The organism is Mycobacterium sp. 1245111.1 (assembly GCF_001673405.1).
GTDB lineage: Bacteria > Actinomycetota > Actinomycetes > Mycobacteriales > Mycobacteriaceae > Mycobacterium.
Genome location: NZ_LZLV01000018.1, coordinates 21,979 through 46,959 on the forward strand (window position 1 = coordinate 21,979; position 24,981 = coordinate 46,959).

The following is a 24,981-nucleotide window of genomic DNA, read 5'->3' on the forward strand; positions in this document are numbered from 1 at the left end:
CGCTAACCGGTCAGGCTGCTGATCCGCCGGATGACTTCGTCGCGGCCGAGAGTGCGCGCGATCTGGAACAGGTCGGGGCTCTTGGTCGAACCGGTCAGGCCGACACGGATCAACTGCGATGCTTCCCGAATCGAGCCGGGATAGGCCTCGGGGTTCTTCTTGTATTCCTTGGCGTTGCCGGCGAAACCGAACTTGTCGGCCAGGTCGCGGATCTGCTGGAACCACTGCACCGGGTCGTCGAGGTCTTGGTAGGCGGCGACGAAGTCACCCGCGAACGACCGGACCAAGTCCACCGGCAGCCCGCCCAACCGTGAGTCGTCAGCGGCCACCGTCGTGAAAAGGTCGGCGAAGAAGAAGCCGTAGGCGTCGCGGAAGTCAGACCACTTCCGCAGGTCCTTGCGCGGATTCTCGACGCCGTCGCGCTCGACGGCCAGCGCGGCCAGCGTCTGCTCCGGGTGAGCCTCGATCACACCGAGCAGTTCGGGATCGAACTCCGCGGCCCACACCGTCAGCGCGCCATAGATCTGTTGCCCGCTCAGCGTGGCGATGTGGTCGGCGCTGATGTCTTCCAGCTTCACCAGATCCACCAGCGGGCCGGCGCCGCCGCACTCGGCGAGCGAGATCGGCGCGGCAAGCGCTTCGGGCAGCGGGATCTCTGCCAGCCGACCGTTGGCCAGACCGCGCAGGTAATACAGCACTGCGTCGGCGGGGTAGCCCGAACGGATGTAGAAGTCGACGTCGGCTTCGGGGTCCTTGCGCTTGGACAACTTGCGCTTACCGCCCGGGATCTGCTTCATCAGCAAGGCGATATGCGCGTAGGTCGGCGCCTGGAAACCCAGCGCCTCGAACAGCTGCAGATGCAACGCCGTCGACGACAACCACTCCTCGCCGCGGATCACCAGATTGCACCGCATCAAGTGGTCGTCGACGGCGTGCGCGAAGTGGTAGGTCGGAAGCTGCACCGCCGCAGACGATTTCAGGATGACTACGTCGTTGTAGTTGTCTTCCATGGACAGCTCGCCGCGGATCGCGTCGGTGAACGTCGCGCGTTTCTCGGTGCGGCCTGGCGACCGGAAACGCACCACATAGGGCGCACCCTTCTCTAACTGCTCGCGAACGGCGGCGTCGTCGGCGTCACGCCAGATCGCCCACTCGCCGTAGTACCCGGTCGGGCGCTTGAGCTGTTGCTGACGCGTGCGGATCTCGGCGAGTTGCTCAGAGGTGGCAAAGCACAGGTAGGCCTTGCCGGAGCGCAACATCTCTCGGGCATAGCTCAGATAGATCGTCGCCCGCTCCGACTGGCGGTAGGGCCCGTAGTCGCCGCCGGCGCCGACACCTTCGTCGGGGACCACCCCGAAGTAGGCGAACGCGCGATCGAACTGCTCGTAGGCGCCCACCACTTCCCGCGACTGGTCGGTGTCTTCAATCCGGACGAAGTAGCGGCCACCGGTCTCGTGTGCGACGGACATGTCGATCACCGCGGTGTAGATGCCGCCGAGGTGGATGAAGCCGGTCGGCGACGGCGCCAGCCGGGTCGCCTGAGCACCGGCGGGCAGGTCACGCGGCGGGTAGCGCTGTTCCCACGCAGCCGTCTCGGGCAGGTCGGCGGGAAAGAGGCGGTCGACCTCGTGCGGCTCCAGCATTCCGGTGACGACTCCTTTGACGAAGGTGTGCCTGGTCATGTTAGTCACGCTGGTCACGGGCCGGGCCGCCCGTAGGCTGGGCGAGATGAGCGTCGCACCGGACACCACCATTGCCCTGCAGAACCGCTTCGCCAGCGATCTGCCGGAGATGGCCGTGGCTTGGCAAGCTCAGACCTTCCCGGATCCGCGGCTGCTGACGTTCAACGCACCGCTGGCCGGTGAGCTGGGGCTCGACCCGGGGTGGCTGCAAGGTCCCGACGGGCTGCGATTCCTGATCGGCAATTACGTTCCCGACGGCGCGGCCCCCGTCGCGCAGGCCTACGCGGGCCATCAGTTCGGCGGATACGTGCCGCAATTGGGCGACGGGCGCGCCTTGCTGCTGGGAGAGCTCGCCGACGCCGACGGGCGGCTGCGCGACGTTCACCTCAAGGGCTCGGGTCCCACGCCGTTTGCCCGCGGCGGCGACGGGCTGGCGGCGGTGGGGCCGATGCTGCGCGAATATGTGATCAGCGAGGCGATGCACGCGCTGGGCGTCCCGACCACGCGATCGCTGGCGGTGGTGGCGACCGGTGCCGTCGTGCAGCGCGAGACGCCGCTGCCCGGCGCCGTGCTGACCCGGGTCGCTGCCAGCCATCTGCGGGTGGGCAGCTTCGAATACGCGGCCGCCACACGAAATCTCGACCTGCTGCGGCGCTTGGCCGATCACGCGATCACCCGCCACTATCCCGGCGCGGCGATGCTCGACAATCCCTACCTCGCGTTGTTCGAGGCGGTCGCCGCGGTGCAGGCATCGCTGGTGGCCCGCTGGATGCTGATCGGATTCGTCCACGGCGTGATGAACACCGACAACATGACGATCTCCGGCGAGACAATCGACTATGGCCCGTGCGCTTTCATGGAGGCTTACGACCCCGACACGGTGTTCAGCTCGATCGACCACTGGGGCCGCTACGCCTACGACAACCAGCCGGCGATCGCCGGGTGGAACCTGGCCCGATTCGCCGAGGCCCTACTGCCGCTGCTGGCAGACACCGTCGACGAAGGGGTTGCCCTGGCGCAGAAGGCATTTCAGGTTTTCCGCGACCAGTACGACGCAACCTGGACCGACGGGATGCGGGCCAAGCTCGGGCTGCCCGCCGACGTCGACGCTGCGACGGTCACGTCGTTGTCGCAGGACCTGCTTGCGTTGCTCAAGGAAAGCCGCGTCGACTACACCTCGTTCTTCCGCGCGCTGAGCCACAGCCCCGACCGTCTCGACGTGGCCGGCATCGACGGGTGGATCCCGCGCTGGCGAGCGCTGAATCCCGATGCGGCGCGGATGGATCGGAGCAACCCGCTCTACATCGCGCGCAACCACCTCGTCGAGGAGTCCCTGACGGCGGCGACCGCCGGCGACCTGAATCCACTGCAGCAGTTGCTCACTGCCGTCAGCACCCCGTACGACGAGCGACCGGGCCTCGAGCGATACACCCTTCCGGCGCCGGAAGGTTTCGGCGACTACCGAACGTTCTGCGGCACCTGAGATATCGGGGCATGCTGGGTCAGCGCGGCCCGCAGGATCGAGCCCGCGGTCACGAATGCCGGTTTATCGCGGTCAGCGGGCATGATCATCAAACCGGCGGCTCGACGGAGCACCATCAGCGCCAGCGCGCTATGCGTGGTGTACGCGACAATCAACAGCCTGACCTGCGCCTTGTCGCCGACGACGGTGATCACGTGCTGCGGTTTGGTTTCCCACCCGGGCCAGTTGAAGTCGGGCGGTCGCTGCAGGTGCGGCCAATTCACGTTGATGGAGGTGATCTCCCCCAACGACGGGGTCAGAGCGTCAATGAGACCCGGCAGTTCGACCGTCATGCGATCGACTCGCGGCCACCACGCTCCGTCGATTTCTCCGCCCAACTCACTGGCAAGCGATAGCCGGACGGGGTTCGCCGACCGCCAGCGCGTCATCTGAGCGGAAATCGATGTAGGGCGAAAACATTGCGTTCCAACGGGATTCCTTCACGGCTGGCGTCACTCCCTGCCAGCGCAGAGATGCGGAGGAATCCCATTGCCCGCGAGTGCCATGCTCACGTGTCGCGGTGAATTACTGCTGACAACGAAAAGGCTCACTTGCCACGCTACGCCACCAACTGCGGGGTCGGGTAGCCCGGCACACCGCTGTCGGTCTTTTCCGGGTAGAGTGAGGAAAACCCGTAAGGAACTAGTGGTCATTCAAAGTTGGCACGACGCGCCTGAGATCCACCCGTCGCAGATCCGTGTGGGCGACACCATCGGCACACTTCGCGAGACGGCCTTGCGCTACACCGTCAAGCTCATCAGCACCCCACAGCAGACTCCCCGCAAGTGGACGTTCTTCGGCCGCGACGACAAAGGCGCGGACTACGCGAACGTCTTCGGAGAAAGCGATCTCGTTCGCCGGTACGCCAAAGCGTCGTGACAACCGCTCAGCGAGCGACCTCCGCCACCTGATGCGATTGCGGTGCCGACCCCAGCTTGAATGATCGACGAATACCGCTATCCAGCACGCGGGCCGGAGCGAACCTCTTCAGCAGCGCCAACCGCCGCGCGAGCGGTCCGGCGGGGTACCGCAGCTTGGGCGTGGCGCTCGTCGCGGCCTTGAGAACGACGGCCGCCACCACTGCGGGGTCGTCTCCGGCGGGAATCGCGTCCGCGAGCACCTTTTTGACGTGATCACGGATGGGCGCGTACCCGTCGATCGGCGAGTCGGCGTCAGTGGCGCTGGCCTCGAAAGACGTGTGGGTGAAGCCGGGCTCCACCACCAACACCCGAACGCCGAACTCGCGCGTCTCGTGGTCAATTGATTCCGAATAGCCCTCGACTGCGTGCTTGGAAGCGGCGTAGAGCGCACTGTAGGGCGCCGGCAGAAAACCGAGCACCGAGCTGATGTTGATGATCCGCCCGCTGCGCTGCGCCCGCAGATACGGCAGTACTTCCCGGGTCACCCGCACCAGCCCGAAGAAATTCGTGTCGAACAGCTGCTGAGCCTGTGCGGTCGAGCTTTCCTCCGCGGCACCAAGGACGCCGAACCCGGCGTTGTTGACCACGACGTCGATGCGACCGGCGCGCTTGACGACCGTCGACACCGCCCTGGCCACCGACTCGGGATCGGTGACGTCGAGCTGCACGAACTCCACGCCGGCGATCGGCTCGGTACGAGCTGGGTTCCGACTGGTGCCGAAGACTTCAAAGCCCTTCTCCGCGAAGGCCCGCGCGATGGCCTCCCCTATCCCCGAAGATGCGCCGGTAACCAGCACCACGGGCGATCGCTGTGTCATATCTACTCCTAGTAAACCGATTGGTGTACATCTGCTGTCGCCACGCTACACGCACTAGCGGACAATGTAAACCGTTCGGTATACTCCTGACATGAACAAGGTTGCGCCTACCAAGGGCGGCCGGGGCGCGCGCCAACGCATCCTGGACACAGCCGCCGAGCTTTTCTACCGTGACGGTATCAACGCCACCGGCGTCGAAAAGCTTGCCGCGGAATCGTCGGTCTCCAAACGCACGCTCTACCAACACTTCCCGAGTAAGACGGCGGTGGTCGAGGAATATCTTCGCGGCATGGAACAACGCATCGCCGCTAGCGTGATGCATTCCGACCCCCACCAGACACCGCGCGCGAGGATGCTGGCCGCCTTCGATGGCCACACCGCCGACGGCGAGACGTTCCGGGGATGCCCCTTCCACAACGCGGCCGTCGAGGCGGCCGGGACCATGCCCGAGGTTCAGGAGATCGTGCGGGCGTCCAAGCTCGGCTTCGCCGACTGGCTCACCGAGCTGGGCGAGCAGGCCGGGGCCGCGAATCCCAGAGAGCTCGGCAACCAACTCGCCGTGTTGTACGAAGGCGCCGGGGCGCTGGCGACATCTCTCGACGACCCCGAGCCGTGGGCCCGGGCCAAAAAGGCCGCCGAAGCACTGATCGACCAATCAACGGCGCGAGCAGTCCCCCGCAAGCGGGAAGTGCCCCCAGCTAAATCGCCCTAGGATCCGAAATCCTGGGCGATTTTGCGTCTGCTCGCCGAGGTCAGCGCGCGCCGCGAACCAACCGGCCGGGCCGCGCGCCGGTGTCGGCGCCGTCGCGACGGGTCACTACGCCGTTGACGATCGTGGCGTCGTAGCCTGATGCGCCCTGCACGAGTCGGCTGCCCCCGGCCGGCAGGTCGTAGGCCATCCGGGCGGGATGCAGGGTGATCGCGTCCATGTCGATCACGTTGACGTCGGCCCGCTTGCCGATCTCGATAATGCCGCGATCGGAGAGTCCAAAAAGCTGCGCGGTGTCATATGACTGCTTGCGGATGACGTATTCCAACGGCAGCTTCTCGCCCCGATGGCGGTCACGCGCCCAGTGAGTCAACAGGAAGGTGGGATACGACGCGTCGCAGATCATGCTGCAGTGCGCGCCGCCGTCGGACAGCCCGACCACACCCGCGGGATGCAACAGCATCTCGCGGATCGCGTCGTGGTTGCCATGGCAGTAGTTGTAGAACGGCAGCATCAGCATCGACGTTGCGTCGGCCTCGAGCATCAGGTCGTAGAGCGTGGCCAACGGGTCCTCGCCCCGCTCGGCGGCGATCTTCTCCACGGTGCGGTCGTCGGTCGGCTCGTAGTCGGGCGGGTCACCCAGCGCGTAGAGCCGGCCGAGCGAATACTGAGCGAGCGCAAACATGTTGTCGAACAACTTGTTTGGGTCCACCGGAAGGTCGTCCTCGGACAGGATCGCGGCTTTGACGGCCGGATCCGCGAGTCGCTGTGCCAGTTCCTCGCGGCTGCATTCGGCCGTCAACCGACGGAAGGTCGGGCGGTGGGTGAAGGCGTGGTGGCCAGGGAAGCCGAACAGCATGCCGAACGGGCGCGCGGCGATCTGCGGGTATAGCCGGCTACCTGCGGCGTGCGCGGCCGCCGAGATGTCCAGCTGTTCGCGCCATAGCTCTGGGGCGGCGTCGACCTGGATCATGCCGAACGAGATGGGGCGGTCGATTTCGGCGCCCAGCCGCTGCATCCAGTCGAGTTCTTTCTTGGGCGCGATGATGTCCTCTCCGGCCACGCCCTGCGGAGCCAGCTCGAAGACAGCCTGACCCCCGGCCGCCATGGCACGACCCAGTCCGAACAACTCGTCCTCTGCGGCATAGGTTCCCGGCACCGGTTCGCCGTCGATGGCCCGGTGGCCGATAGTGCGTGAGGTCGAAAAGCCCAGCGCCCCAGCCTCGATCGCTTCCTGAACCAGACGCGCCATCGCCTTGATGTCGTCGGGCGCGGCGGGCTCGTTGCGGGCGCCGCGCTCGCCCATCGCGTACGCGCGGATCGCGCCGTGGGCCACCTGGCTGCCGACGTCGACGGCGAAGTTCTTGCGTCCGATGACGTCGAGGTATTCGGCGTAACTCTCCCAGCCCCATGAGATGCCTTCAGTGAGTGCGCTGCCGGGAATGTCTTCGACGCCTTCCATCAGGCCGATCAGCCAGTCCTCGGTACCCGGTCGGACCGGCGCGAAGCCGACGCCACAGTTGCCGGTGACGACGGTCGTCACCCCGTGGCTGCTGGACGGCTCCAACATGTCGTCCCAGCTGACCTGCCCGTCGTAGTGGGTGTGGATGTCGACGAACCCAGGAGCGACGATCTTGCCGGTGGCGTCGATGGTCTCGGCGGCATTGCCTTCCAGTGGCGGACCGTCAGGCCCACGGCGCCGAATCTCGACGATCTTGCCGTCTTTGACGGCGATGTCGGCGTCGAATCGGTCCGCGCCGGTGCCGTCAACGACGGTGCCACCGGTGATTTTCAGGTCAAACACGATTACTCCCTAGGCTGCCGCAGGCTACAGTGACCACTGACAGCGAATGTAACACCGTTACAGAGGCTCCGGGGAGTACTTCGATGACCACGCACGCATCGCCTGAAGTCCGGCGTGAGGATGCGATCGGCACGCCACCGCGGCGGCCGACCCTGGTGCCCGCCGAGCGCTACCACTCCACGGCCTTCGCGAAACTCGAGGTCGAGCGGATGTGGCCGAAGGTCTGGCAGATCGCGTGCACGGTCGACCACGTCGCCGAGCCCGGTGACTACTTCGAATACCGTTGCGGGCCTTACTCGGTGCTCATCGTTCGCGGCGACGACGGCACATTGCGGGCCTTCCAGAACGTCTGCCGTCACCGCGGCAACTCGCTGTGCGCAGGTTCCGGCACGGACCTGCGCGAGCTGCGCTGCGGCTACCACGGCTGGACGTGGGATCTGGCCGGCGCGCTCAAGCGGGTCCCACACCGCAAGGGCTTCGGCGCGCTGCCGATGGCCGAACTTCCGCTGTTCGCGGTCCGTGTCGACACCTGGGAGCGGCTGGTCTTCGTCAACCTCGACCTCGACGCGCCGCCGCTGGCCGACTACCTCGAGGCCGTGCCGGACGACATCGCCTGGCTGGGGCTCGGCGACTTCCGTTGCTACGCAACCATGACCGTCGACGTCGACGCGAACTGGAAGACGATTGCCGACGGGTTCAGCGAGACCTATCACATCCAGACGCTGCATCCCGAGCTGCATCGGTGCATGGATGACGTGTATGCACCACAAGTGATTTGGGGTCATGCCGGCAAGTCCGAGCAGCTCTACGGTCTGGCGAGCCCGCATCTCAAGCAGGCGTTGAGCGATGCCGAGGTGTGGGAGGCCTACGTGACCACCCAGGGCGCACTGATGGGAGTCGCCGAAGGCACCCCGTTCCCCGGCGGCCGTCCTGTGATGGAGGTGATCGCCGATCACATCAGGGCATTCGCCGCCGGCCGCGGCGTCGACGTGAGCTGGGCCAGCACCGATCAGTTGATGCGGCTGCACCAGTACAACGTCTTCCCGAATCTGACCGTGCTCGCCAACGCCGACCACCTCACGGTGATGTGCTCACGGCCAGGGTCCGATCCCGACCATGGCGAATTGGTGATGATGTTGTGGATGCGTATGCCGCCCGGCGCCCCGCGCGTCACACCCGCCGACGTTCGGCTGACGGCGGACCAGGCCGAGCCGGGTCTGGTTCTGACCCAAGATATTTCGGTGTTGGCCGGGCTTCAGCGCGGCCTGCATCAGCCCGGCCTCACCCATCTGACCCTGTCGGCCGAAGAGCGGCGGGTGATCAATATGCATCGCAACCTCGATCGCTACCTCGACCTACCGCAAGGGCAACGCATCAGTGGGGGTGAGCCCAGTGCCGAAAGCCCTTAACGCGGCGACGATCCTCGACACCGCCGCGGGCCTGATCGAACGCCAGGGCGTGGAGGCGTTCAGCATGCGAGGCCTCGCCGAGGAACTCGGTGTGGCGGTCACATCGATCTACTGGCACGTCGGCGGCCGCGACAAGCTCTTCGACAGCTTGGTAAATCGACTGCTCAGCGAGATGGCGCACCTGCCCATCGATGGCGACACGACACTGGAACGTATTGCTTCCCTTGCCCGTTCGCAACGTAGTGCGTTGATCGATCGTCAGCACCTGCTCGCGATCGCACATGAGCGCGACCGGACGCCCACCCTGTTCCTGCCGATCCAGCAGAAGCTGGCCGCCTTGCTGGCGGACTTGGGCGTGACCGGGACCGAGGCCGCGCTGGTCCTGCGCGCGGTGCAGGTCCACGTCATATCGTCGGCGGTGATGCAGTTCTCGGCGGTTCGCGGGGCCAAACACGAAGAGGAAGACCCCTCGCTGTGGGACGACGGCTGGCCGGATCAGGCTCTGGTGCAGGCACTTCAGTCCCCCACCGACTACGACGCCGTCTTTGAGTACGGGCTCAGCGCGCTGCTGAGTCAGATGCCCTCGGGCGCCTGAAAACACGCGACCAAGCTCCCGACATCGCGCCGCCGCGACTCGGCCGGCCACACGACCCAGGTACGCCGCACCAACGGGTTCCCGACCAACGGTGACCAGCTCACATTGTCGGGCAGCGGTTGCAGCCCGTGCTCAGGAGCCAGCGCGAACGCCCGTCCACTGCTGACGGCCGCGAATTTCACAGCGGCGATCACTACATGATCGTCGGCCACCGGAGGCCCCGTGTCGATGCCGTGACTACGCAGGATGCCGGTCAGCTCGTCATACCAGGCGGGGCTACTGGAGCGCGGAAAGCCGACCCACTGCAACTCGGCGAGTTGGTCCAATTGGATGCCGGCGGATTCAGCCAGTCGCGCAGCAACTTTCGACGAGGTGAGCACACCAAGAGATTCTTGAGCGACCAGCATCGCGTCGCATTCAGATCCGGAAGGGCGTTCCCGGACCAGACCCACGTCAAGTTGATCGTTGCGCAAGGCCTTCAATTGCGCTGCCGTCGAGAGATGCTGCGGGACAACTTGCGTGTTCGGGTATTCCACCGCGAATTTGGCGAGCGCGGTTGGCAGCACGTCTGGAGCCAACTCCAATGGGATGCCGAGCCTGATAGCTTCGCCGGACACGGTGCCGTAAGTGCCCATTGTCCGCACAGCCTGGTGGTAGCGAGCCAGGACCGCACGCGCCTCGGCGAGCAATGTCGTTCCCGCATCGGTTGGGCGCACACCAGTACTGAAACGATCCAAGAGCGTCACCCCGAGTTCGCGCTCCAGGGCAATCACCGTCTGCGACAACGCCGACTGGCTGACATGCAAGCGACGCGAGGCCGCGGACATCCCGCCTTCTTCCACGACCGCCACGAAGGCCCTGAGGTCTCGCAATTCCATGATCGTTGGGCCGCCTCACGCCGAAGCCGATTGGCTATCAGCCGAGCTTATAACGGCTGCTAATAGCGGCGATAAGCCTGATCGATCACCCGCCCGCCACGGCGGAATGGATGGATTTCGGTCGGCGCTACTACGCACAGCATTCACCGACGATCTCCCCTAAGGAGCAGATTCAATGACAACAACACTCGAGGGTTCGACCGCATTGGTAACCGGAGCCACCGCCGGCATCGGTCGCGCGGCAGCGTTGCAACTCGCCCAGCTCGGCGCCGAGGTCATCGTGCACGGGCGGAGCGCTGAACGCGGCGCCAAGGTCACGCAAGAGATCCAAAACGCAGGGGGCAAAGCACTTTTCATCGCAGCCGATCTTGCCGATGCCGACGACGTACGCCGGCTGGCCGCCGAAGCGGGATCGGTCGACATCCTGATCAACAATGCCGGCGTCTACAAGTTCGGCACAACCGTCGACACCGACGACGCGTTCTTTGACGAGCACATCAACATCAACCTGCGCGCACCGTACATCCTGGTGCAGAAGTTGGTGCCGGGTATGGCCGAGCGGGGCCACGGCGTTGTCGTCAACGTCAGCACCGTGGCTGCCACCACTGCGGCCAAGACCGGCGGTATCTACGGTGCCAGCAAGGCCGGCGTCGAACTGCTGACGCGGGTCTGGGCTGACGAGTTCGGTCGGTCCGGCGTGCGGGTGAACGCCGTGCAACCCGGGCCCGCTGAAACCCCAGGCACTGACGCGACGCCGGGCCTTGCAGATGCGTTTGCCGCCTACACCGCAATCGGGCGGCCCGCCTCGCCCGATGAGATCGCCAACGCCATCACATTTCTGGCCTCTTCGTCGGCGAGCTATGTCAACGGCGCCGTCCTGCAGGTCACCGGCGGTCAGCTAGCGATCGGCGGCTAGCGCCTCTGCAGCAAGAAGTCGGTCACAATTCCGGCCATGTCGTCGATTGCCGCACGCCGAATGACTTCGAAGCCATGCGTACTCAGCGTCGGCAGACATAGCAGTCCCGCACGTGGAGTCAATCCGCTGGCCTTGGAGTGAGAGGCGTCGGATTCGAAGGCGCCCAGCGTGGCCGCCTGCGGCGAGAGCCCGCGATCGGTGGCGATCTTCATCAGGCGATCGGCGACGTCTTTGTCATAGACGCAAAGCTGGTCGTTGTAGCCGACGATCGGGCCGCCGCTGACAGTGGTCCCGTACTCCCGCTCGGTCGGACCGACCTCCAGAGCGATCGTGAGGGTGCCAGGCAGCGTGGCGCTCGCGTAGGTGCCCCCGACCCCACCGATCTCCTCGTTGGTGGTGAAGACCAGATACACGTCCTCGGGCGGCCGTTGCTCACGCTCGCGTAGCTGGCGCGCGGCGCCAAGCAGGGCCGTCACCGCGGCGCGGTCGTCCAGGAAGTAGCAGCCGATGTAGTCGCCGAGTTCGACGAGGTCTCGCTTGCTGCGGTCGACGCAGACCCGCGTTCCGGCGTGCACCCCAGCGGCGGCGAGGTCGTCGGGAGTGCGCCCGGTGAACACGTAGACGTGTTGCCAATCCAGTGCGCGGTCACCCTTGTCGGGCTTGGTCTCCCAGATTCGGGGACTCTCCTTGGTGGTGTGCTCGGAGCCGAGCGTGAGCACACCGGTCAGGGTCTGCGCGTCACCGAGGACGGCGACCGGGCCGAATCCGAAGTTGCCCGGGTACATCGTGCCGAGCTGCGTCATGTGCAGAGTGCCGTCGGCTTCGATGCGCTTGACCAGCATGCACAGTTCGTCCATGTGCGCCATGACCCGTGTTGCCGAACCGCCGGAAATCGAACTCGTGCGCTGCCGGTGATCGGTCGACTCCGACGGGTTCGCCGCGATGTACCCGATCAGGTTGCCGGCGTCGTCGGTCCACACGTCGTCGACAACAGGTTCCAGTTCACGCTCACACACCGCGCGGACCGCGTCCTCCTGGCCGCCGGGTCCGTAGGTCCACAGCAGTTCCTGCAAGAGGCCATCGGTCGAATCGAGATCGCGCTGCCGCACCCGGTTCCCCTCCCGTCTCTGTCAACGATAGCCACCACGCGCCTGTGGTTTGCCCGGGCAGATGAAGTGGTAGCCGCAATATCGACGATGCGCGATGCTGGAAAGCAGCGGGTCGACGACGGGATCGCGGAGGTATCGACATGAACGACGAGCAACTCGAAGAGATGAGGTCGGGCCGAGGCTTTATTGCCGCATTGGACCAAAGTGGCGGCAGCACTCCCAAAGCGCTGGCCCTCTACGGGATCCCCGAGCATTCCTACGGCAACGAGGGCCAGATGTTCGACCTGATGCATCAGGCGCGCGCCCGGTTGATCGAGAGCCCCAGCTTCACCGGCGACAAGATCCTGGCGGCGATCCTCTTCGAGCAGACGATGGATCGGACTGTCGCCGGTGAGGACACCGTCAGCTTCCTGTGGAAGCAGAAGCACATCGTGCCGTTCGTCAAGGTCGACCAGGGTCTCGCCGACGTGCAATACGGCGTCCAGCTCATGAAGCCGCTGACGAAACTCGAAACCCTGCTGGAGCGCGCCGTCGCCAAGGGCGTCTTCGGCACCAAAATGCGCTCGTTCATCCAGGAGGCCAACGGGGGCGGCATCGCAGCGATCGTCGACCAGCAATTCGAGGCCGCCGAGACAATCTCGCGGCATGACCTGATGCCGATCATCGAGCCGGAGGTCAGCATCAAAACGGCGGACAAACCGACCGCGGACCGGCTGTTGGTCGAGGCGCTGCAGGCAAAGCTCGACGAGCTTCCCGATGACCGCCAGGTGATGCTCAAGCTGACATTGCCCGACGAAGCCGATCTCTATACGCCGCTGATCGAGCATCCGCGCGTGCTGCGGGTCGTCGCCCTGTCCGGTGGCTACAGCCTCGCCCAGAGCGCCGACATGCTGTCCCGCAACCACCGGCTGATCGCCAGCTTCTCGCGGGCCCTGACCGAGGGCCTCACCGTCGACCAGAGCGATGCCGAATTCGACGAGAAGCTCAAGGCGAACATCGACGAGATCTATGACGCGTCGGTGACCTAACCGCACCACAAGCGACGGACTTTTAATAAACTGTCGCTCAATGCTGAAAGTCCGCCAGGAGCCGACGGCTCCCACCCGAACCCTGCGACTCGCATCGGGCGACCGGATCCCAGCGCACCGGCACGACGATCACCAGATCGTCTATGCGGGCAGCGGAGTCCTGGCGGTGACGACGGACCGGGGATCCTGGGTCGCCCCGGCGACCAGGGCAATCTGGATTCCTGCGGGCACATTCCACGCGCACCGCGCCTACGGCGAACTCAAGTTGCACACCGTTGGCCTGGGCGCCGCCGACAATCCGCTGCACCTCGACTCGCCAACCGTGCTGACGGTAGGCCCGTTGCTGCGCGAACTCATCATCGCCTACACCGACGGCGACGCCGACACCCCGGAACGACACCGGTTGCGGGCCGTGTTGCTCGATCAGTTGCGCAGCTCGCCTCAGCAGCCGTTGCATGTCCCGACCCCGACCACCCCCCTGCTCGCGGCGGTCTGCGACATCCTGCAGGCCGATCCCGGCGACAGTCGTACGCTCGCCGAGCTCGGCCGGGTGGTCGGCGCGAGCGATCGCAGTCTCTCGCGGCTGTTCCGTCAAGACCTTGGCATGACATTCCCGCAGTGGCGCACCCAGTTGCGTCTGCACCGCGCGCTCATCCTGCTCGCCGAGCGAACACCGGTGACAACGGTGGCCCACCAATGTGGTTGGTCGTCGGCGAGCGCATTCATCGAGGTGTTCCGGCGCAGCTTCGGCCACACCCCGGGCGCCTCGGTCCGCTCGCACAGCCTCGAATTCGACTCCGCCGCAAACTAGTTGGGCTTGGTGGCGCGCCAGCGCATCCGCATACCGGCGACGTCAATGTGAATGTCGCCGAACCCGGCCGCACCGAGCCGCGTGCGCAACTCGTCCGGTCGAATGGGGTTGTAGGTGTCGCGGATGTGGATCAGCCGGAACATCGCCGACCCCAAGCGGTCGCTGCCGGCGAACACGCCGCCGGGTCGCAGCACCCGAAATGCCTCCGCGAAAAGCTGGTCCTGCAGCTCATCCGTGGGCACGTGATGAAGCATCGTGAAACACACGACGGAGCTAAACGCGTTGGTGGGCAACCCCGTATCGCTACCGTCACCGTGAATCACCCGGGCTCGATCGCCATAGAGCCGCACCAGACGGTCGGCCATCGGCTTGTCGACTTCGACCGCGGTAACCGTGCCGGCCCGGTCGACGAGTGCTCTCAGCGTTGCCCCGTATCCGGGTCCGATCTCGAGGGTCTGGTCACCCAGTTCGACATCGGCAAGCGCCCATGGCAACAGCTCGTCGCGAACCACTTTGGCCCAGCCCGCGGAATTACACCGTCGCTGATGCAACACGTTCATCGCCATGAGATGACGCCTTTCTGTCGAGAACCTTCACGCACTTCGCACGCTACGAGACACGACGCATGCCAGCTTCCGAAAATATGCCTGGCTATATCGAAAATCCGCCAAGGCGTGATGGCGGGCCCATGCGCCGATACCGCACATTCAGCCGCCTATTGTTAACTGTCCGTTGCTGATTCGTTCACACCTGACCGATGGTGGGCGGCGATATGCTGGTGTCCTTACCCGGTGTCGTCCGTCCAGCGTGGGCGGGTGACCGCCTTATTAGGAGGACCTATGACTCGGACTCGCGTGCTCGGCGGCGGCGCAGGCGGCGGCAAGTTGCTGGGCGGCGGCGCAGGCGGCGGCAAGTTGGTGGGCGGCGGTGCCGGCGGCGGCAAGTTGGTGGGCGGCGGTGCCGGCGGCGGCAAGTAGTCCCGCTTCCCCGAACGTCAGAAACCGGTCTTGCCTCCTGTTGGGGCAAGATCGGTTTCTTTTGCCTACACGGTCACGGGTATCGCCCAAATCGACGTTAGCGCGGTGGTCACTCGCACTTCTTCGCACCAACGTCGATCTCGATGGAGGTCACGACCCTCAGCGAGTAGCCGCTTCGAGGAAGCGGCCGGCGTGCAGTTCGGTGCCGAAGCCGGGTGCGAATTCGCCTGCGCTGTACACGATGTGGCCGCCGACAATTGTCGCGCTGACAAGTCCGTCGTTGCGGTTGACCATCCGGTTGACGTCCGGCGCTCCGGGATATGGCGCCTCGGCGTAGGCGGCGCTGGACCCGTCGAATCCGGCCGGGTTGATGATCGCGATGTCGGCCCGCTTTCCGTCGCGGAGGTAGCCGGCGTCGAGGCCGTACCAATCCGCTAGCTCACCGGTCAGGCGCCGCACGGCAGTCTCGACGGGCATCGAACCGCGGAGGTAGACGCGTTCCAGCATGCGGAGCCCCGAGTTGTAGAACGCCATATTGCGAAGGTGCGCGCCCGAATCCGAGAAGCCGATCTGCACGTTCGGCGAGCGTTGCATGCGGTCCAGCACGTCTTCGCGGTCGTTGGCGACGACAGTTCGCCAGCGCAGCCGGGCGCCATGTTCGACGGTCAGGTCGAGCAGAGCGTCGGCGGGTTCAATCCCCCGCGCCGCCGCGACGTCGGCGAACGATCGGCCGACAACGGAACTATCTGGGCACTCAACAATTTCGGCGTCGGACAAGTCGCGACTCCACACCCGCGGGCCGAACTGCCTGGCCATGTCTTTACGGAACTGGCGGCGATATGACTCGTCGGCCAGCAGTTTTCCGCGGCTCATCTCGTCACGGAAATTGAGCGCGGCCGAGCCGGAACCGAACTCCTCGAAGACGACCAGATCGACTCCGTCGGCATACATTTCGAACGGCACCGGGAGATGCTGCCAGCGGAAGTTGCCGCCGGCCCGGTTGGTGAGGCTCGCGGCCAGCAGTGTCAGGCGCGCCGCCCTGCGGTCGGCCTTGACATCGGCGGCCGCGATCAACGTGGTCTTCAGCGGCCGCCGGAAAACACCGCCGATACTTTGGCCGAGATACCGCGATACCTCGGCCTGGCGCGCCAGGTTCGGCGTGCTCTGGTGCACCCGACCACGTTGCCGCAGAACGCTGTTCAGAGCGCCGAACTCCGACCACTTGGCGTAGGTCGACGGCAATTGCCGCGCCGGGAATCGGGTGCCTTCGAGCTTGGAGAACGAGCTACGCAGGGTCGACAACCCCAGGAAGCCGGCATCAAGTGCCTCAGAGAGCATCTGTTGCATGCGACTGATTTCGGCGCGGGTCGGCCGATAACCGGCATCAACCGACCTGCCGAGGCCCAACACCGACGCCCGGATGTCGGAGTGGCCGATGAAGGCGGCGACGTTCGCCCCGAGCGGCAACGAGTCCAGCGTCTTCACGTATTCGCCGGGGCCACTCCAGGTTTTGGCTTCTTTGACCGCATCGTGCACGATCTGCCACGGCAACGCCTCGACGCGCGCGAACATGTCCGCGCAATCGTCGGCGTCGCTGTAGACCGTCGACAGCGAACAGTTGCCAAGGATCACCGATGTGGTCCCGTGCCGAACGGACTCGCCGAGTCCGGGGCTGAGCAGAACCTCTGCGTCGTAATGGGTGTGTACGTCGATGAGTCCGGGCATCACCCATTGACCGCGGGCATCGACCGTGCGGGCCGCGTCCGGCAGACCACGCCCGATGGCAACGACCTTGCCGTCTCGAGTCCCGACGTCCGCCGTGATCGGCGCCGCACCGGTGCCGTCGAACACGGTTCCGCCACGGATGACCAATTCGAGGTCCGACATCACTAGCCGCCTTTCGATACTCGCTGGTATCCAGTCGATACCCGGGAGTATGCTCATCCGCATGTCGCCTGTCAAGCCGCCGCGGATCCGTCCTACCAGGGGTGAGGTACGAGACCGCATATTGGACGCCGCCTCGAAGGTCTTCGCCGCCGAGGGCTTCGCTGGGGCCACCATCGACGCGATCGGCCAGGCCGCAGGATTCACCAAGGGCGCGGTCTACTCGAACTTCGGCTCGAAGGACGAACTGTTCCTGGCCCTTCTCGACCGCGAATTCGAGCTTCGCGGCGAACAGATCGCGACGGCGCTGGAAAGCGGCGGCGACATCGCCGCGTCCGCACGCTCGTTGAGCCGGTCGGTACTCGACTCGGTTCACGACCACGCCGACTACTACGTGCTGTTCGTCGAGTACTGGCTGCGTGCGGTGCGCGATCCCGACCTGCGCGAGCGCCTGATCGCACGTCGTCGCGCCGCCGCCGCCGAGCAAGCCGCCAACTTCGCGGAATCGGCCGCCGCAGTACCGTCGGGCCGACCGCTGGCCCAACTCGCCCAGCTCGTGGTCACGATGAACTTGGGCATCGCGATGGAAGAAGTCCTGCAGCCGGGGACGATCGACCCGGGTCTGCTCGCACAATTGATCACCGCCCTGCTCGGATCTGTTGCCGGCCAAGGCGATTAGGAGCGATACATGGACACGAAGGACGGCAACGACGCGCCGGTGGTGATCACCGCGACCGGGTTGGGCGTCGACGGCGAACACGGGCCGCTGTTCTCCGGTATCGACTTGGCGCTTCCCGAGGGATTTCATGCCATCCAGATGCCCGGCGGACCCGGGCAGACCACCCTGCTGATGACGCTGGCCGGCCGCTTCAAGCCCACGCACGGAACCCTGACGGTGTGCGGCGAAACGACGCCCCGCGCGATTCGCCGGCACTGCGCGATCGCCGCTTTCCCAGACATCGACGAACTCGAGGAGTCGGTGACGGTGCAGACGGTGCTCGCCGAGCAGCAGCGGTGGCTGGCGCCGTGGTACGCGCAAATACCCCGCGAGGCCGGCCAGTCGAAAATGACCGAAGTATTCGGCGACACCCCGGCACCGTCCCCGGGCACCTACATCGTCGAATTGTCGGATCTGGAGCTGTTTTTGCTGCGGATCACGCTGGCGACGCTGTCAAACCGTCCGATCCTGGTGGTCGGCGACCTCGAACAGGTACGCGACAACCGGCGCCGCGCGATCGCGGTAGACCGGTTGGGCGCACTCACCGATCAATGCACCGTCGTCGTCGGGGTGACCAATCCGCTCGGCGCCGAGGCGCCCGACCACGAACTACACGATCACCGCATCCTGACCGAAGGGGACTGACGATGCTCGCTGGACTCGCATTCGGCTCCGAAATCAAACGTTTCGGCCGCAGCCGACTGACCCGGGTGGCCATCGTCGTGCTGATGCTGCTGCCTCTGGTTTACGGGGCGCTGTATCTCTGGGCGTTCTGGGACCCGTTCGGCCACGTGAATAAAATGCCTGTGGCGCTGGTCAACTCGGACAAGGGCGCGGTGGTGTCCGGGCAACAGTTCAACGCGGGCACCGAGATCGCGAAAAGCCTGACCGCCGACCACAGCCTCGACTGGCACGTCGTGAACCTCAAGGAAGCCCACGACGGGGTCGAGCACGGCAAGTACTACTTCATGGTCGAGTTGCCCCCAGATTTCAGCGAAGCGATCGCGTCACCGGTGACGGGACAACCCAAGAAGGCCAACCTGATCGCCGTCTACAACGACGCCAACAACTACATCTCGACCAGCATCGGCCGCACCGCGATCGGCCAGGTGCTCAACGCGGTGTCGTCGCGGATCTCCGGGCAGGCGGTCAATCAGATGCTGTCCGTGGTGGTTTCTTCGGGATCCGGCATCAAGCAGGCGGCCGACGGGGCCGCCCAGCTCGCCTACGGAGCGAATCAGCTAGCGGGTGGCCTGGACACCGCCCGGTCCGGCTCGTCGGCACTGGCGACCGGTTCGCGCCAACTCTCCGACGGGATCAACTCGGCCACCGATCCCCTCCTCGTGGTGACCAAGGCCCTGTCCCAGATCGGCGGCAGCACAGAACAATTACAGCAGGGTGCCACCGCACTGCAGCAGGCCAACGACCAGATCGGTGCGATCGCCGCCGCGCAGGACAACGCCGCCAACGCGCTGTCGGCGGTGATCGACCAGCTCTCAGCGCGACAGGATCCGCTGGCCAACAATTTGCGCGGTGTGCAGGATCAGTTGCGCCAGCACCAGTTCACCCCGGAGATTCGACAACGCCTCACCGACGCCCAGAACGCGGCAATCAACATGACGGCCGGGCTACGAACACCGGGCAGCCCGCTCGCGTCCGCCCTCGACCACGCCGGCGCCAAAGGCCAGGAGCTGACCAACAAGCTCACCCAGCTGCGTGACGGCGCCCAACAGGTGGCCGACGGTAACGCCCAGTTGGCAAGCGGCATAGCCAAACTCGACGACGGCGCGCAGCAGCTCAAGTCCGGTTCGGCCGAACTGGCAACCAAGCTTGCCGACGGGGCCAAGCAGGTGCCCAACTGGACTCAGCAGCAGAAGGACGCTGTCGCGGACACCATCGGCGGCCCGGTCCAACTCGAGACCTCGCACGAGAACGCCGCACCGAACTTCGGCACCGGCATGGCGCCGTTCTTCCTCACGCTTGCGTTGTTCTTCGGCGCATTGGTGCTGTGGATGGTGTTGCGGCCCTTACAGAGTCGCGCGATCGCCGCTGAGGTGCTACCGATCCGGGTGGCGCTGGCGAGTTATCTTCCCGCTGCTGCGATCGCGATGTTCCAGGCGATCATCCTGTACAGCGTGGTGCGGTTCGGTCTCGGCATGCACGTGGTGCACCCGGCCTCGATGCTCGCCTTCATGATCCTGATTTCGTTCGCGTTCGTGGCCGCAACGCAGGCGATCAATGCGTTGGTCGGTCCGGCGGTTGGCCGCGTGTTGATCATGGCGCTGCTCATGCTGCAACTGGTCAGTGCCGGCGGCATGTATCCGGTCGAGACCACCTCTAAACCCTTCCAGTTCCTGCACCGCTTCGACCCGATGACCTACGGCGTCAACGGACTTCGGCAGCTCATCCTCGGCGGCATCGACGGCCGGCTGTGGCAGGCGATCGTGGTGCTGATCGGCATCTGGCTCGTCGCGATCGGAGTCTCCTGTCTATCCGCCAGACGGGATCAGCTGTGGAACATCGACCGGTTGATACCGGCGATCAAGATGTAAGATCCTACGCATGCAGAGCTGGGCAAACGGCGCTAGCGGGACGGCAGACGGCCGAGCCGAGTGAGGCGCCGAGGGAGCACACAACGATGACGTCATTGGAGCTAACCAGTAGCGGCACAGCGGATTTCAACGAAGGCAGTGTTTACTTCATCGGTAATGCCACGACAGTGATCCGCTTCGGCGGACTGACTATCCTGACCGATCCCGCATTCCTCCACAAGGGCGAGCACGTTTACCTGGGTCATGGCATATGGGCGCGCCGTGAGGTTGAGCCGGCTTGTCAGATCCGCGACCTGCCGCCGATCGACGTGATTGTGTTGTCGCATTACCACGGCGACCACTTCGACGACGTCGCCGCCAAAGAGCTCGACAAGGAACTGCCCATCGTCTCCACCGCTGACGCGGTGGAGAAACTCAGCGCGTTGGGCTTCCGGCACGGTCACCCCCTGAGCACCTGGGAATCGCTGGAAGTGCACAAGGGCGATGCGACGGTGACGATCACCGCGATGCCGGCCAAGCATGCCACCGACGAAGCGGTCAACGAGTTGCTGATGCCGGTCAACGGGCACCTGCTCGACTTCAGCCGCAACGGCACCCACCTCTACCGCCTCTATATCACCGGCGACACAATGCTCGTCGACAGCCTCGAGGACATCCCACGGCGTTACCCCGGCATCGACCTCGGTCTCATCCACACCGGCGGCACGACCTTCCTCGTCACCGTGGTCACGATGACCGGCGAGCAGGGAGTGCAGGCCGTCGAGATCACCAAGCCGCGCACCGCCATCCCGATTCACTACAACGACTTTTCGGTCTTCCTATCCGGGCTGGAAGATTTCAAAAAAGCTGCCCAGGCTTCGACCGCGGAGACCGAGTTCGTCTACCTCGCGCACGGCGAGACCTACACCTTCACACCCAGCGCCTGACCGGACAGCTCTGCGTCGCGGGCCTGTGAGCTTTCGTTAACTCAGCCGACGTCAATTGCGCGCCTGTTGTGCAGACGTCGCTGCCACAATGACCGGCGTATCGAACCGATCGAGGGAGTAGGACCCACCATGACCGATGTCGACCAGACACCCGCGGACGGAAAGTCCGCCACCGTACGGGCCGACCTCAGCGAGCACTCCCGCACCGGCATGGGCGCGCACGCGCTGCAGCGTGCAATCACCGATCACCTCCGCTACTCGATCGGCCGGCCGGCCGCCGCGCTGAAACCCGAGCACTACTACCGCGCACTGGCGCTGGCTGTGCGCGACCGGATGCAGGACCGCCGGGTCGCCTCGACGCAGACCTCCCTCGACCTCGGCCGCAAGGTCACCTGCTATCTGTCCGCGGAGTTCCTGATGGGCCCGCAGCTGGGCAACAACCTGCTGAACCTGCGTCTGGAGCAGGCCGCAAAGACCGCGTTGGCCGCGATGGGCCAAGACCTGGACGAGGTGCTGGCGTGTGAGGCCGAGCCCGGTCTGGGCAACGGCGGCCTGGGCCGGCTTGCCGCGTGCTACCTGGACTCGCTGGCCACCCTCGAACGCCCGGCGATCGGCTACGGAATCCGCTACGAGTTCGGCATCTTCAACCAGGAGATCCGCGACGGCTGGCAGGTCGAGAAGACCGACAACTGGCTGGTCAACGGAAACGCTTGGGAGATAGCCAAACCCGACGTTAACTACTTGGTGAAGTGGGGTGGCTACGCCGAGCACTACACCGACGACGCCGGCCACGACCGTGCCCGGTGGGTGCCGGGTCGTGTGCTCAAGGGGGTCGCCTACGACACCCCGATCCAGGGCTACGGCGTCAACACGTGCAACGTGCTGACACTGTGGAGCGCTCGGGCCGTCGAATCCTTTGCCCTGGAAGCCTTCAACACCGGGGACTACTACAGGGCCGTCGAAGACGAGGTGACCTCGGAAACCGTCACCAAGGTGCTCTACCCCAACGACGAGCCCGACGCCGGCAAGCGGCTGCGCCTGCTGCAGCAGTACTTCTTCGTGTCGTGCTCGCTGCAACACGTGCTGCACATCATGGATGACCTCGCCGACGCCGGAGTCCACGAACTTCCACAGCGATTCGCCTTGCAGCTCAACGACACTCACCCGTCGATCGGCGTAGCCGAGCTCATGCGGCTACTGGTCGACGAGCGCGGCCTGGACTGGGACGAGGCGTGGACGATCACCGTCGCAACGTTCGGTTACACCAACCACACCCTGCTGCCGGAGGCGCTGGAGAAGTGGCCGCTGGAGCTGTTCGCCGACTCGCTGCCGCGCCACCTCGAGATCATCTACGAGATCAACAGGCGGTTCCTCGACGAGGTGCGCGCCAAGTTCCCGGGTGACGAAGACCGCGTTCGCCGCATGTCGCTGATCGGCGAGGACGGCGGCAAGAACGTCCGGATGGCGCACCTGGCCACCGTCGGCAGCCACGCCATCAACGGTGTCGCCGCCCTGCACTCGGAGCTACTGAAAGACAGTGTGCTCAAGGACTTCTACGAGATGTGGCCGGAGCGGTTCAGCAACAAGACCAACGGTGTGACGCCGCGACGCTTCCTGGCACTGGCCAACCCGGGCCTGCGTGAGCTGCTGGACCGGACCATCGGTGAAGGGTGGCTGAAGGATCTCGACCGCCTCCGGGGTCTGGAGCCGTTCGTCGAAAATGCGTCGTTCCGCGCGCAGTGGCGTGACATCAAGCGTGGCAACAAATCCCGGTTGGCCAAGTACCTGCGCACGGCGACAAGTATCGAACTCAACCCCGACTGGATGTTCGACATCCAGGTCAAGCGGATCCACGAATACAAGCGTCAACACCTCAGCGTGCTGCATATTGTCGCGCTCTATCACCGCCTCAAGCAGAACCCGCAGCTGTCGATTCCGGAGCGCGCGTTCATCTTCGGCGGCAAGGCGGCGCCCGGCTATTTCATGGCCAAACGAATCATCAAGCTGATCAACGCCGTTGGCGAGACCATCAACAACGACCCGCAGGTCAGCAAGTCCCTCAAGGTCGCGTTCGTGCCGAACTTCAGCGTCAAGAACGCACAGCTGATCTACCCGGCGGCGGACCTGTCCGAGCAGATCTCCACCGCGGGCAAGGAAGCCTCGGGAACCGGGAACATGAAATTCATGATCAACGGCGCCCTCACCATCGGCACGCTCGATGGTGCCAACGTCGAGATGCGCGATGAGGTCGGCGCCGAGAACTTCTTTCTGTTCGGGCTGACCGAGTCCGAGGTCGAAGCCGTCAAGGCCAACGGCTATCGCCCGCAGGATTACATCGACGGCAACGACGAACTGCGGGCTGTGCTGGATCTCATTGCGGGCGGGGCGTTCTCGCACGGCGACACCGAGGTGTTCAAGCCGCTGGTTGACAACCTGCGCTACGACGACCCGTTCCTGGTGTGCGCCGACTTCGCGTCCTACGTGGCCGCGCAAGAGCTGGTCAGCGCCGCGTGGCAGGACAAGGACGCGTGGACGAAGATGTCCATCCTGAACACTGCGCGCAGCGGCAAGTTCTCGTCGGACCGCGCGATCGCCGAGTACTGCGACGAGATCTGGAACGTATGGCCGCTGACCGTCACGATGTGACGTCACGCCTCGGCGGGATCGGCAGCCGCGCGCTTTCGTCGAGGTCGACGTCGAGCGCGTTGAGCGCCAGCGCCAGACCGGCATAGCGGTTGATCACCATCAGCACTTCGACGGTGGCCTGCGAGCCGACCGCTCGGTGAACCCGGTCGAACATCTCCGCCGAGACGTGCTGGGTGGTCAGCAGCTCGCTGGTCAGCTCGAGTACCGCAAGCTCGGTCCCCTCGAGCGGCATTTCCCGCCAGTCGGACTCGGAAAGAATCGCGTCGATCTCGTCGGTACCGACGCCGGCGGTGCGGGCGATGTCGCGGTGCTGGCCGAGTTCGTACGCGCAGTCCATCAGGTATGCGGTGCGCAGCACGACGAGTTCTCGCAGCCTGAGCGGCAGTGTCGGGCTGGTGAGGGCCGCGTCACCCGCGACCATCCACCCAGTGAACACCTTCTCGGCGTTGGCCAAAGCGCGGTAGACGTTGAGATTGCCACGGGCATTGGTCAATTCGCGAGCCCGAGGTGTCATGTCGGACGGGTCGCGGTAGGCGATGCGTGTCATCGGGCGTCGACCTCGACGTCGACGGCGTTGAGCACCAGGGCCAGCCCGTAGTAGCAGCCGACGAGCATTAGGAGTTCGGTGATCGCCTCATCGCCGAAGATGCTGTGAGCCTTGGTGAATGACGCCTCACTGAGTCGTCGGGTGACGCACAGTTCGGTGACGACGTCGAGGAGGACGCGTTCGGTGTCGTCGAAGTCGGCCGCGTCGAAGTCATCAGTCTCGACGATGGCACTGATCTGGTCTTCGGTCAGGCCGGCGTCGAGGGCCATTACGATGTGATGGCCGAGTTCGTAGCGGGAGTTCTGCAGTCTGGCCACCCTCAGGATGACCAACTCCCGCGTCCGCGGCTTAAAGGTCGGGCTCTCGAATAATTCGCCGACCATCTGTGCCCAACCCACGAAGACGTCGGGCGCGTTGGCGAGCACCCTCAGCACGTTCACCGCGCGACTACGGACCATCAACTCGCGGACGGGTTCGGGTTGCTGTTCGACGTCGACTAGCGGTATCCGCGACATCTGTTTCCTCCCTTG

24 protein-coding genes are annotated in these 24,981 nt (G+C 65.1%); 14 read left to right on the top strand and 10 right to left on the bottom strand.

Annotation, left to right across the window (positions count from 1 at the left end; all coding sequences use genetic code 11):
• Positions 1-2 precede the first annotated feature (2 nt).
• Entirely contained in the window at positions 3-1,682 is a 1,680-nt protein-coding gene (locus A5658_RS03625; RefSeq protein ID WP_231997200.1) for a glutamate--tRNA ligase, read from the bottom strand.
• Positions 1,683-1,728: 46 nt separating this feature from the next.
• Between A5658_RS03625 and A5658_RS03630 the strand changes: the two genes are divergently transcribed.
• Positions 1,729-3,165, top strand: coding sequence for a YdiU family protein (locus A5658_RS03630; RefSeq protein ID WP_067331315.1), 1,437 nt, complete (start codon positions 1,729-1,731; stop codon positions 3,163-3,165).
• On the opposite strand, the gene A5658_RS03635 is transcribed toward A5658_RS03630, so the two are convergent.
• Positions 3,141-3,593 carry a DUF5994 family protein gene (locus A5658_RS03635; protein ID WP_067331243.1) on the bottom strand — a complete coding sequence of 151 codons (453 nt, stop codon included), beginning with the start codon at positions 3,591-3,593 and terminating at the stop codon, positions 3,141-3,143. The genes A5658_RS03630 and A5658_RS03635 overlap by 25 nt on opposite strands.
• A gap of 256 nt (positions 3,594-3,849) precedes the next feature.
• Here A5658_RS03635 and A5658_RS03640 point away from each other — a divergent pair, with 256 nt between their 5' ends.
• A complete protein-coding gene (locus A5658_RS03640; protein ID WP_067331245.1) occupies positions 3,850-4,083 on the top strand; it encodes a hypothetical protein in 234 nt (77 codons plus the stop codon).
• 7 nt (positions 4,084-4,090) lie between these two features.
• On the opposite strand, the gene A5658_RS03645 is transcribed toward A5658_RS03640, so the two are convergent.
• Positions 4,091-4,942 (bottom strand): oxidoreductase, encoded by an 852-nt coding sequence (locus A5658_RS03645; RefSeq protein WP_067331247.1) that lies wholly within the window; start codon positions 4,940-4,942, stop codon positions 4,091-4,093.
• Positions 4,943-5,033: 91 nt separating this feature from the next.
• Between A5658_RS03645 and A5658_RS03650 the strand changes: the two genes are divergently transcribed.
• Positions 5,034-5,654, top strand: a complete 621-nt coding sequence (locus tag A5658_RS03650) for a TetR/AcrR family transcriptional regulator (RefSeq protein WP_067331249.1) — start codon at positions 5,034-5,036, stop codon at positions 5,652-5,654.
• Between the two features lie 40 nt (positions 5,655-5,694).
• Here A5658_RS03650 and A5658_RS03655 read toward each other — a convergent pair whose 3' ends face one another.
• On the bottom strand, positions 5,695-7,455 hold the full coding sequence (locus tag A5658_RS03655; RefSeq protein ID WP_067331252.1) for an amidohydrolase family protein: 1,761 nt from the start codon (positions 7,453-7,455) through the stop codon (positions 5,695-5,697).
• Between the two features lie 83 nt (positions 7,456-7,538).
• On the opposite strand from A5658_RS03655, the gene A5658_RS03660 reads away from it, so the two are divergent.
• On the top strand, positions 7,539-8,864 hold the full coding sequence (locus tag A5658_RS03660) for an SRPBCC family protein (protein ID WP_067331254.1): 1,326 nt from the start codon (positions 7,539-7,541) through the stop codon (positions 8,862-8,864).
• Positions 8,848-9,459 (top strand): TetR/AcrR family transcriptional regulator, encoded by a 612-nt coding sequence (locus A5658_RS03665; protein WP_231997201.1) that lies wholly within the window; start codon positions 8,848-8,850, stop codon positions 9,457-9,459. Before A5658_RS03660 ends, A5658_RS03665 begins: the two co-directional genes overlap by 17 nt.
• Here the strand turns inward: A5658_RS03665 and A5658_RS03670 are convergent.
• Positions 9,438-10,337 carry a LysR family transcriptional regulator gene (locus tag A5658_RS03670; protein WP_067331258.1) on the bottom strand — a complete coding sequence of 300 codons (900 nt, stop codon included), beginning with the start codon at positions 10,335-10,337 and terminating at the stop codon, positions 9,438-9,440. The genes A5658_RS03665 and A5658_RS03670 overlap by 22 nt on opposite strands.
• 175 nt (positions 10,338-10,512) lie before the next feature.
• Between A5658_RS03670 and A5658_RS03675 the strand changes: the two genes are divergently transcribed.
• On the top strand, positions 10,513-11,253 hold the full coding sequence (locus A5658_RS03675) for an SDR family NAD(P)-dependent oxidoreductase (RefSeq protein WP_067331260.1): 741 nt from the start codon (positions 10,513-10,515) through the stop codon (positions 11,251-11,253).
• Here A5658_RS03675 and A5658_RS03680 read toward each other — a convergent pair.
• Positions 11,250-12,362, bottom strand: coding sequence for a M42 family metallopeptidase (locus A5658_RS03680; RefSeq protein ID WP_067331262.1), 1,113 nt, complete (start codon positions 12,360-12,362; stop codon positions 11,250-11,252). The two genes, A5658_RS03675 and A5658_RS03680, sit on opposite strands and share 4 nt — an antisense overlap.
• Positions 12,363-12,502: 140 nt before the next feature.
• Here A5658_RS03680 and A5658_RS03685 point away from each other — a divergent pair, with 140 nt between their 5' ends.
• Positions 12,503-13,390: a fructose bisphosphate aldolase gene (locus A5658_RS03685; RefSeq protein ID WP_067331265.1), complete on the top strand. Its 888-nt coding sequence runs from the start codon at positions 12,503-12,505 to the stop codon at positions 13,388-13,390.
• Positions 13,391-13,430: 40 nt separating this feature from the next.
• On the top strand, positions 13,431-14,201 hold the full coding sequence (locus A5658_RS03690; protein WP_067331267.1) for a helix-turn-helix transcriptional regulator: 771 nt from the start codon (positions 13,431-13,433) through the stop codon (positions 14,199-14,201).
• Here the strand turns inward: A5658_RS03690 and A5658_RS03695 are convergent.
• Positions 14,198-14,767, bottom strand: a complete 570-nt coding sequence (locus A5658_RS03695; RefSeq protein ID WP_067331269.1) for a class I SAM-dependent methyltransferase — start codon at positions 14,765-14,767, stop codon at positions 14,198-14,200. The two genes, A5658_RS03690 and A5658_RS03695, sit on opposite strands and share 4 nt — an antisense overlap.
• A gap of 273 nt (positions 14,768-15,040) precedes the next feature.
• Here A5658_RS03695 and A5658_RS27895 point away from each other — a divergent pair, with 273 nt between their 5' ends.
• Complete coding sequence (locus A5658_RS27895; RefSeq protein ID WP_156751243.1) at positions 15,041-15,178, top strand: hypothetical protein; 138 nt, start codon at positions 15,041-15,043, stop codon at positions 15,176-15,178.
• Between the two features lie 159 nt (positions 15,179-15,337).
• On the opposite strand, the gene A5658_RS03700 is transcribed toward A5658_RS27895, so the two are convergent.
• Positions 15,338-17,065 (bottom strand): amidohydrolase family protein, encoded by a 1,728-nt coding sequence (locus tag A5658_RS03700; RefSeq protein WP_067331271.1) that lies wholly within the window; start codon positions 17,063-17,065, stop codon positions 15,338-15,340.
• Between the two features lie 49 nt (positions 17,066-17,114).
• Between A5658_RS03700 and A5658_RS03705 the strand changes: the two genes are divergently transcribed.
• The 5 genes from A5658_RS03705 to A5658_RS03725 all read left to right on the top strand — a co-directional run bounded on the left by A5658_RS03705 (position 17,115) and on the right by A5658_RS03725 (position 23,904).
• The gene (locus A5658_RS03705; RefSeq protein WP_067331273.1) at positions 17,115-17,741 is read left to right on the top strand and encodes a TetR/AcrR family transcriptional regulator; all 627 of its coding nucleotides are present in this window, start codon (positions 17,115-17,117) and stop codon (positions 17,739-17,741) included.
• 9 nt (positions 17,742-17,750) lie between these two features.
• Positions 17,751-18,425 carry a hypothetical protein gene (locus tag A5658_RS03710; protein ID WP_067331275.1) on the top strand — a complete coding sequence of 225 codons (675 nt, stop codon included), beginning with the start codon at positions 17,751-17,753 and terminating at the stop codon, positions 18,423-18,425.
• Positions 18,426-18,427: 2 nt separating this feature from the next.
• Entirely contained in the window at positions 18,428-20,332 is a 1,905-nt protein-coding gene (locus A5658_RS03715) for a YhgE/Pip domain-containing protein (RefSeq protein WP_067331277.1), read from the top strand.
• Positions 20,333-20,418: 86 nt separating this feature from the next.
• Complete coding sequence (locus A5658_RS03720; RefSeq protein WP_067331279.1) at positions 20,419-21,258, top strand: MBL fold metallo-hydrolase; 840 nt, start codon at positions 20,419-20,421, stop codon at positions 21,256-21,258.
• A gap of 210 nt (positions 21,259-21,468) precedes the next feature.
• Positions 21,469-23,904, top strand: a complete 2,436-nt coding sequence (locus A5658_RS03725; protein ID WP_067331317.1) for a glycogen/starch/alpha-glucan phosphorylase — start codon at positions 21,469-21,471, stop codon at positions 23,902-23,904.
• Here A5658_RS03725 and A5658_RS03730 read toward each other — a convergent pair.
• Positions 23,894-24,451, bottom strand: coding sequence for a carboxymuconolactone decarboxylase family protein (locus A5658_RS03730; protein WP_067331281.1), 558 nt, complete (start codon positions 24,449-24,451; stop codon positions 23,894-23,896). The two genes, A5658_RS03725 and A5658_RS03730, sit on opposite strands and share 11 nt — an antisense overlap.
• Positions 24,448-24,966, bottom strand: a complete 519-nt coding sequence (locus A5658_RS03735; RefSeq protein ID WP_067331283.1) for a carboxymuconolactone decarboxylase family protein — start codon at positions 24,964-24,966, stop codon at positions 24,448-24,450. The genes A5658_RS03730 and A5658_RS03735 overlap by 4 nt, the downstream gene beginning before the upstream one ends.
• Positions 24,967-24,981 lie beyond the last annotated feature (15 nt).

What these genes read in the sequence shown, in the direction of transcription:
- A5658_RS03730 (WP_067331281.1), bottom strand. Translation starts at nt 24,451, where the DNA reads ATGACACGCATCGCCTACCGCGACCCGTCCGACATGACACCTCGGGCT.
- A5658_RS03675 (WP_067331260.1), top strand. Translation starts at nt 10,513, where the DNA reads ATGACAACAACACTCGAGGGTTCGACCGCATTGGTAACCGGAGCCACC.
- A5658_RS03660 (WP_067331254.1), top strand. Translation starts at nt 7,539, where the DNA reads ATGACCACGCACGCATCGCCTGAAGTCCGGCGTGAGGATGCGATCGGC.
- A5658_RS03705 (WP_067331273.1), top strand. Translation starts at nt 17,115, where the DNA reads ATGCTCATCCGCATGTCGCCTGTCAAGCCGCCGCGGATCCGTCCTACC.
- A5658_RS03735 (WP_067331283.1), bottom strand. Translation starts at nt 24,966, where the DNA reads ATGTCGCGGATACCGCTAGTCGACGTCGAACAGCAACCCGAACCCGTC.
- A5658_RS03635 (WP_067331243.1), bottom strand. Translation starts at nt 3,593, where the DNA reads ATGACGCGCTGGCGGTCGGCGAACCCCGTCCGGCTATCGCTTGCCAGT.
- A5658_RS03700 (WP_067331271.1), bottom strand. Translation starts at nt 17,065, where the DNA reads ATGTCGGACCTCGAATTGGTCATCCGTGGCGGAACCGTGTTCGACGGC.
- A5658_RS03625 (WP_231997200.1), bottom strand. Translation starts at nt 1,682, where the DNA reads ATGACCAGGCACACCTTCGTCAAAGGAGTCGTCACCGGAATGCTGGAG.
- A5658_RS03710 (WP_067331275.1), top strand. Translation starts at nt 17,751, where the DNA reads ATGGACACGAAGGACGGCAACGACGCGCCGGTGGTGATCACCGCGACC.
- A5658_RS03630 (WP_067331315.1), top strand. Translation starts at nt 1,729, where the DNA reads ATGAGCGTCGCACCGGACACCACCATTGCCCTGCAGAACCGCTTCGCC.
- A5658_RS03650 (WP_067331249.1), top strand. Translation starts at nt 5,034, where the DNA reads ATGAACAAGGTTGCGCCTACCAAGGGCGGCCGGGGCGCGCGCCAACGC.
- A5658_RS03695 (WP_067331269.1), bottom strand. Translation starts at nt 14,767, where the DNA reads ATGGCGATGAACGTGTTGCATCAGCGACGGTGTAATTCCGCGGGCTGG.
- A5658_RS03670 (WP_067331258.1), bottom strand. Translation starts at nt 10,337, where the DNA reads ATGGAATTGCGAGACCTCAGGGCCTTCGTGGCGGTCGTGGAAGAAGGC.
- A5658_RS03725 (WP_067331317.1), top strand. Translation starts at nt 21,469, where the DNA reads ATGGGCGCGCACGCGCTGCAGCGTGCAATCACCGATCACCTCCGCTAC.
- A5658_RS03645 (WP_067331247.1), bottom strand. Translation starts at nt 4,942, where the DNA reads ATGACACAGCGATCGCCCGTGGTGCTGGTTACCGGCGCATCTTCGGGG.
- A5658_RS27895 (WP_156751243.1), top strand. Translation starts at nt 15,041, where the DNA reads ATGACTCGGACTCGCGTGCTCGGCGGCGGCGCAGGCGGCGGCAAGTTG.
- A5658_RS03685 (WP_067331265.1), top strand. Translation starts at nt 12,503, where the DNA reads ATGAACGACGAGCAACTCGAAGAGATGAGGTCGGGCCGAGGCTTTATT.
- A5658_RS03690 (WP_067331267.1), top strand. Translation starts at nt 13,431, where the DNA reads ATGCTGAAAGTCCGCCAGGAGCCGACGGCTCCCACCCGAACCCTGCGA.
- A5658_RS03715 (WP_067331277.1), top strand. Translation starts at nt 18,428, where the DNA reads ATGCTCGCTGGACTCGCATTCGGCTCCGAAATCAAACGTTTCGGCCGC.
- A5658_RS03720 (WP_067331279.1), top strand. Translation starts at nt 20,419, where the DNA reads ATGACGTCATTGGAGCTAACCAGTAGCGGCACAGCGGATTTCAACGAA.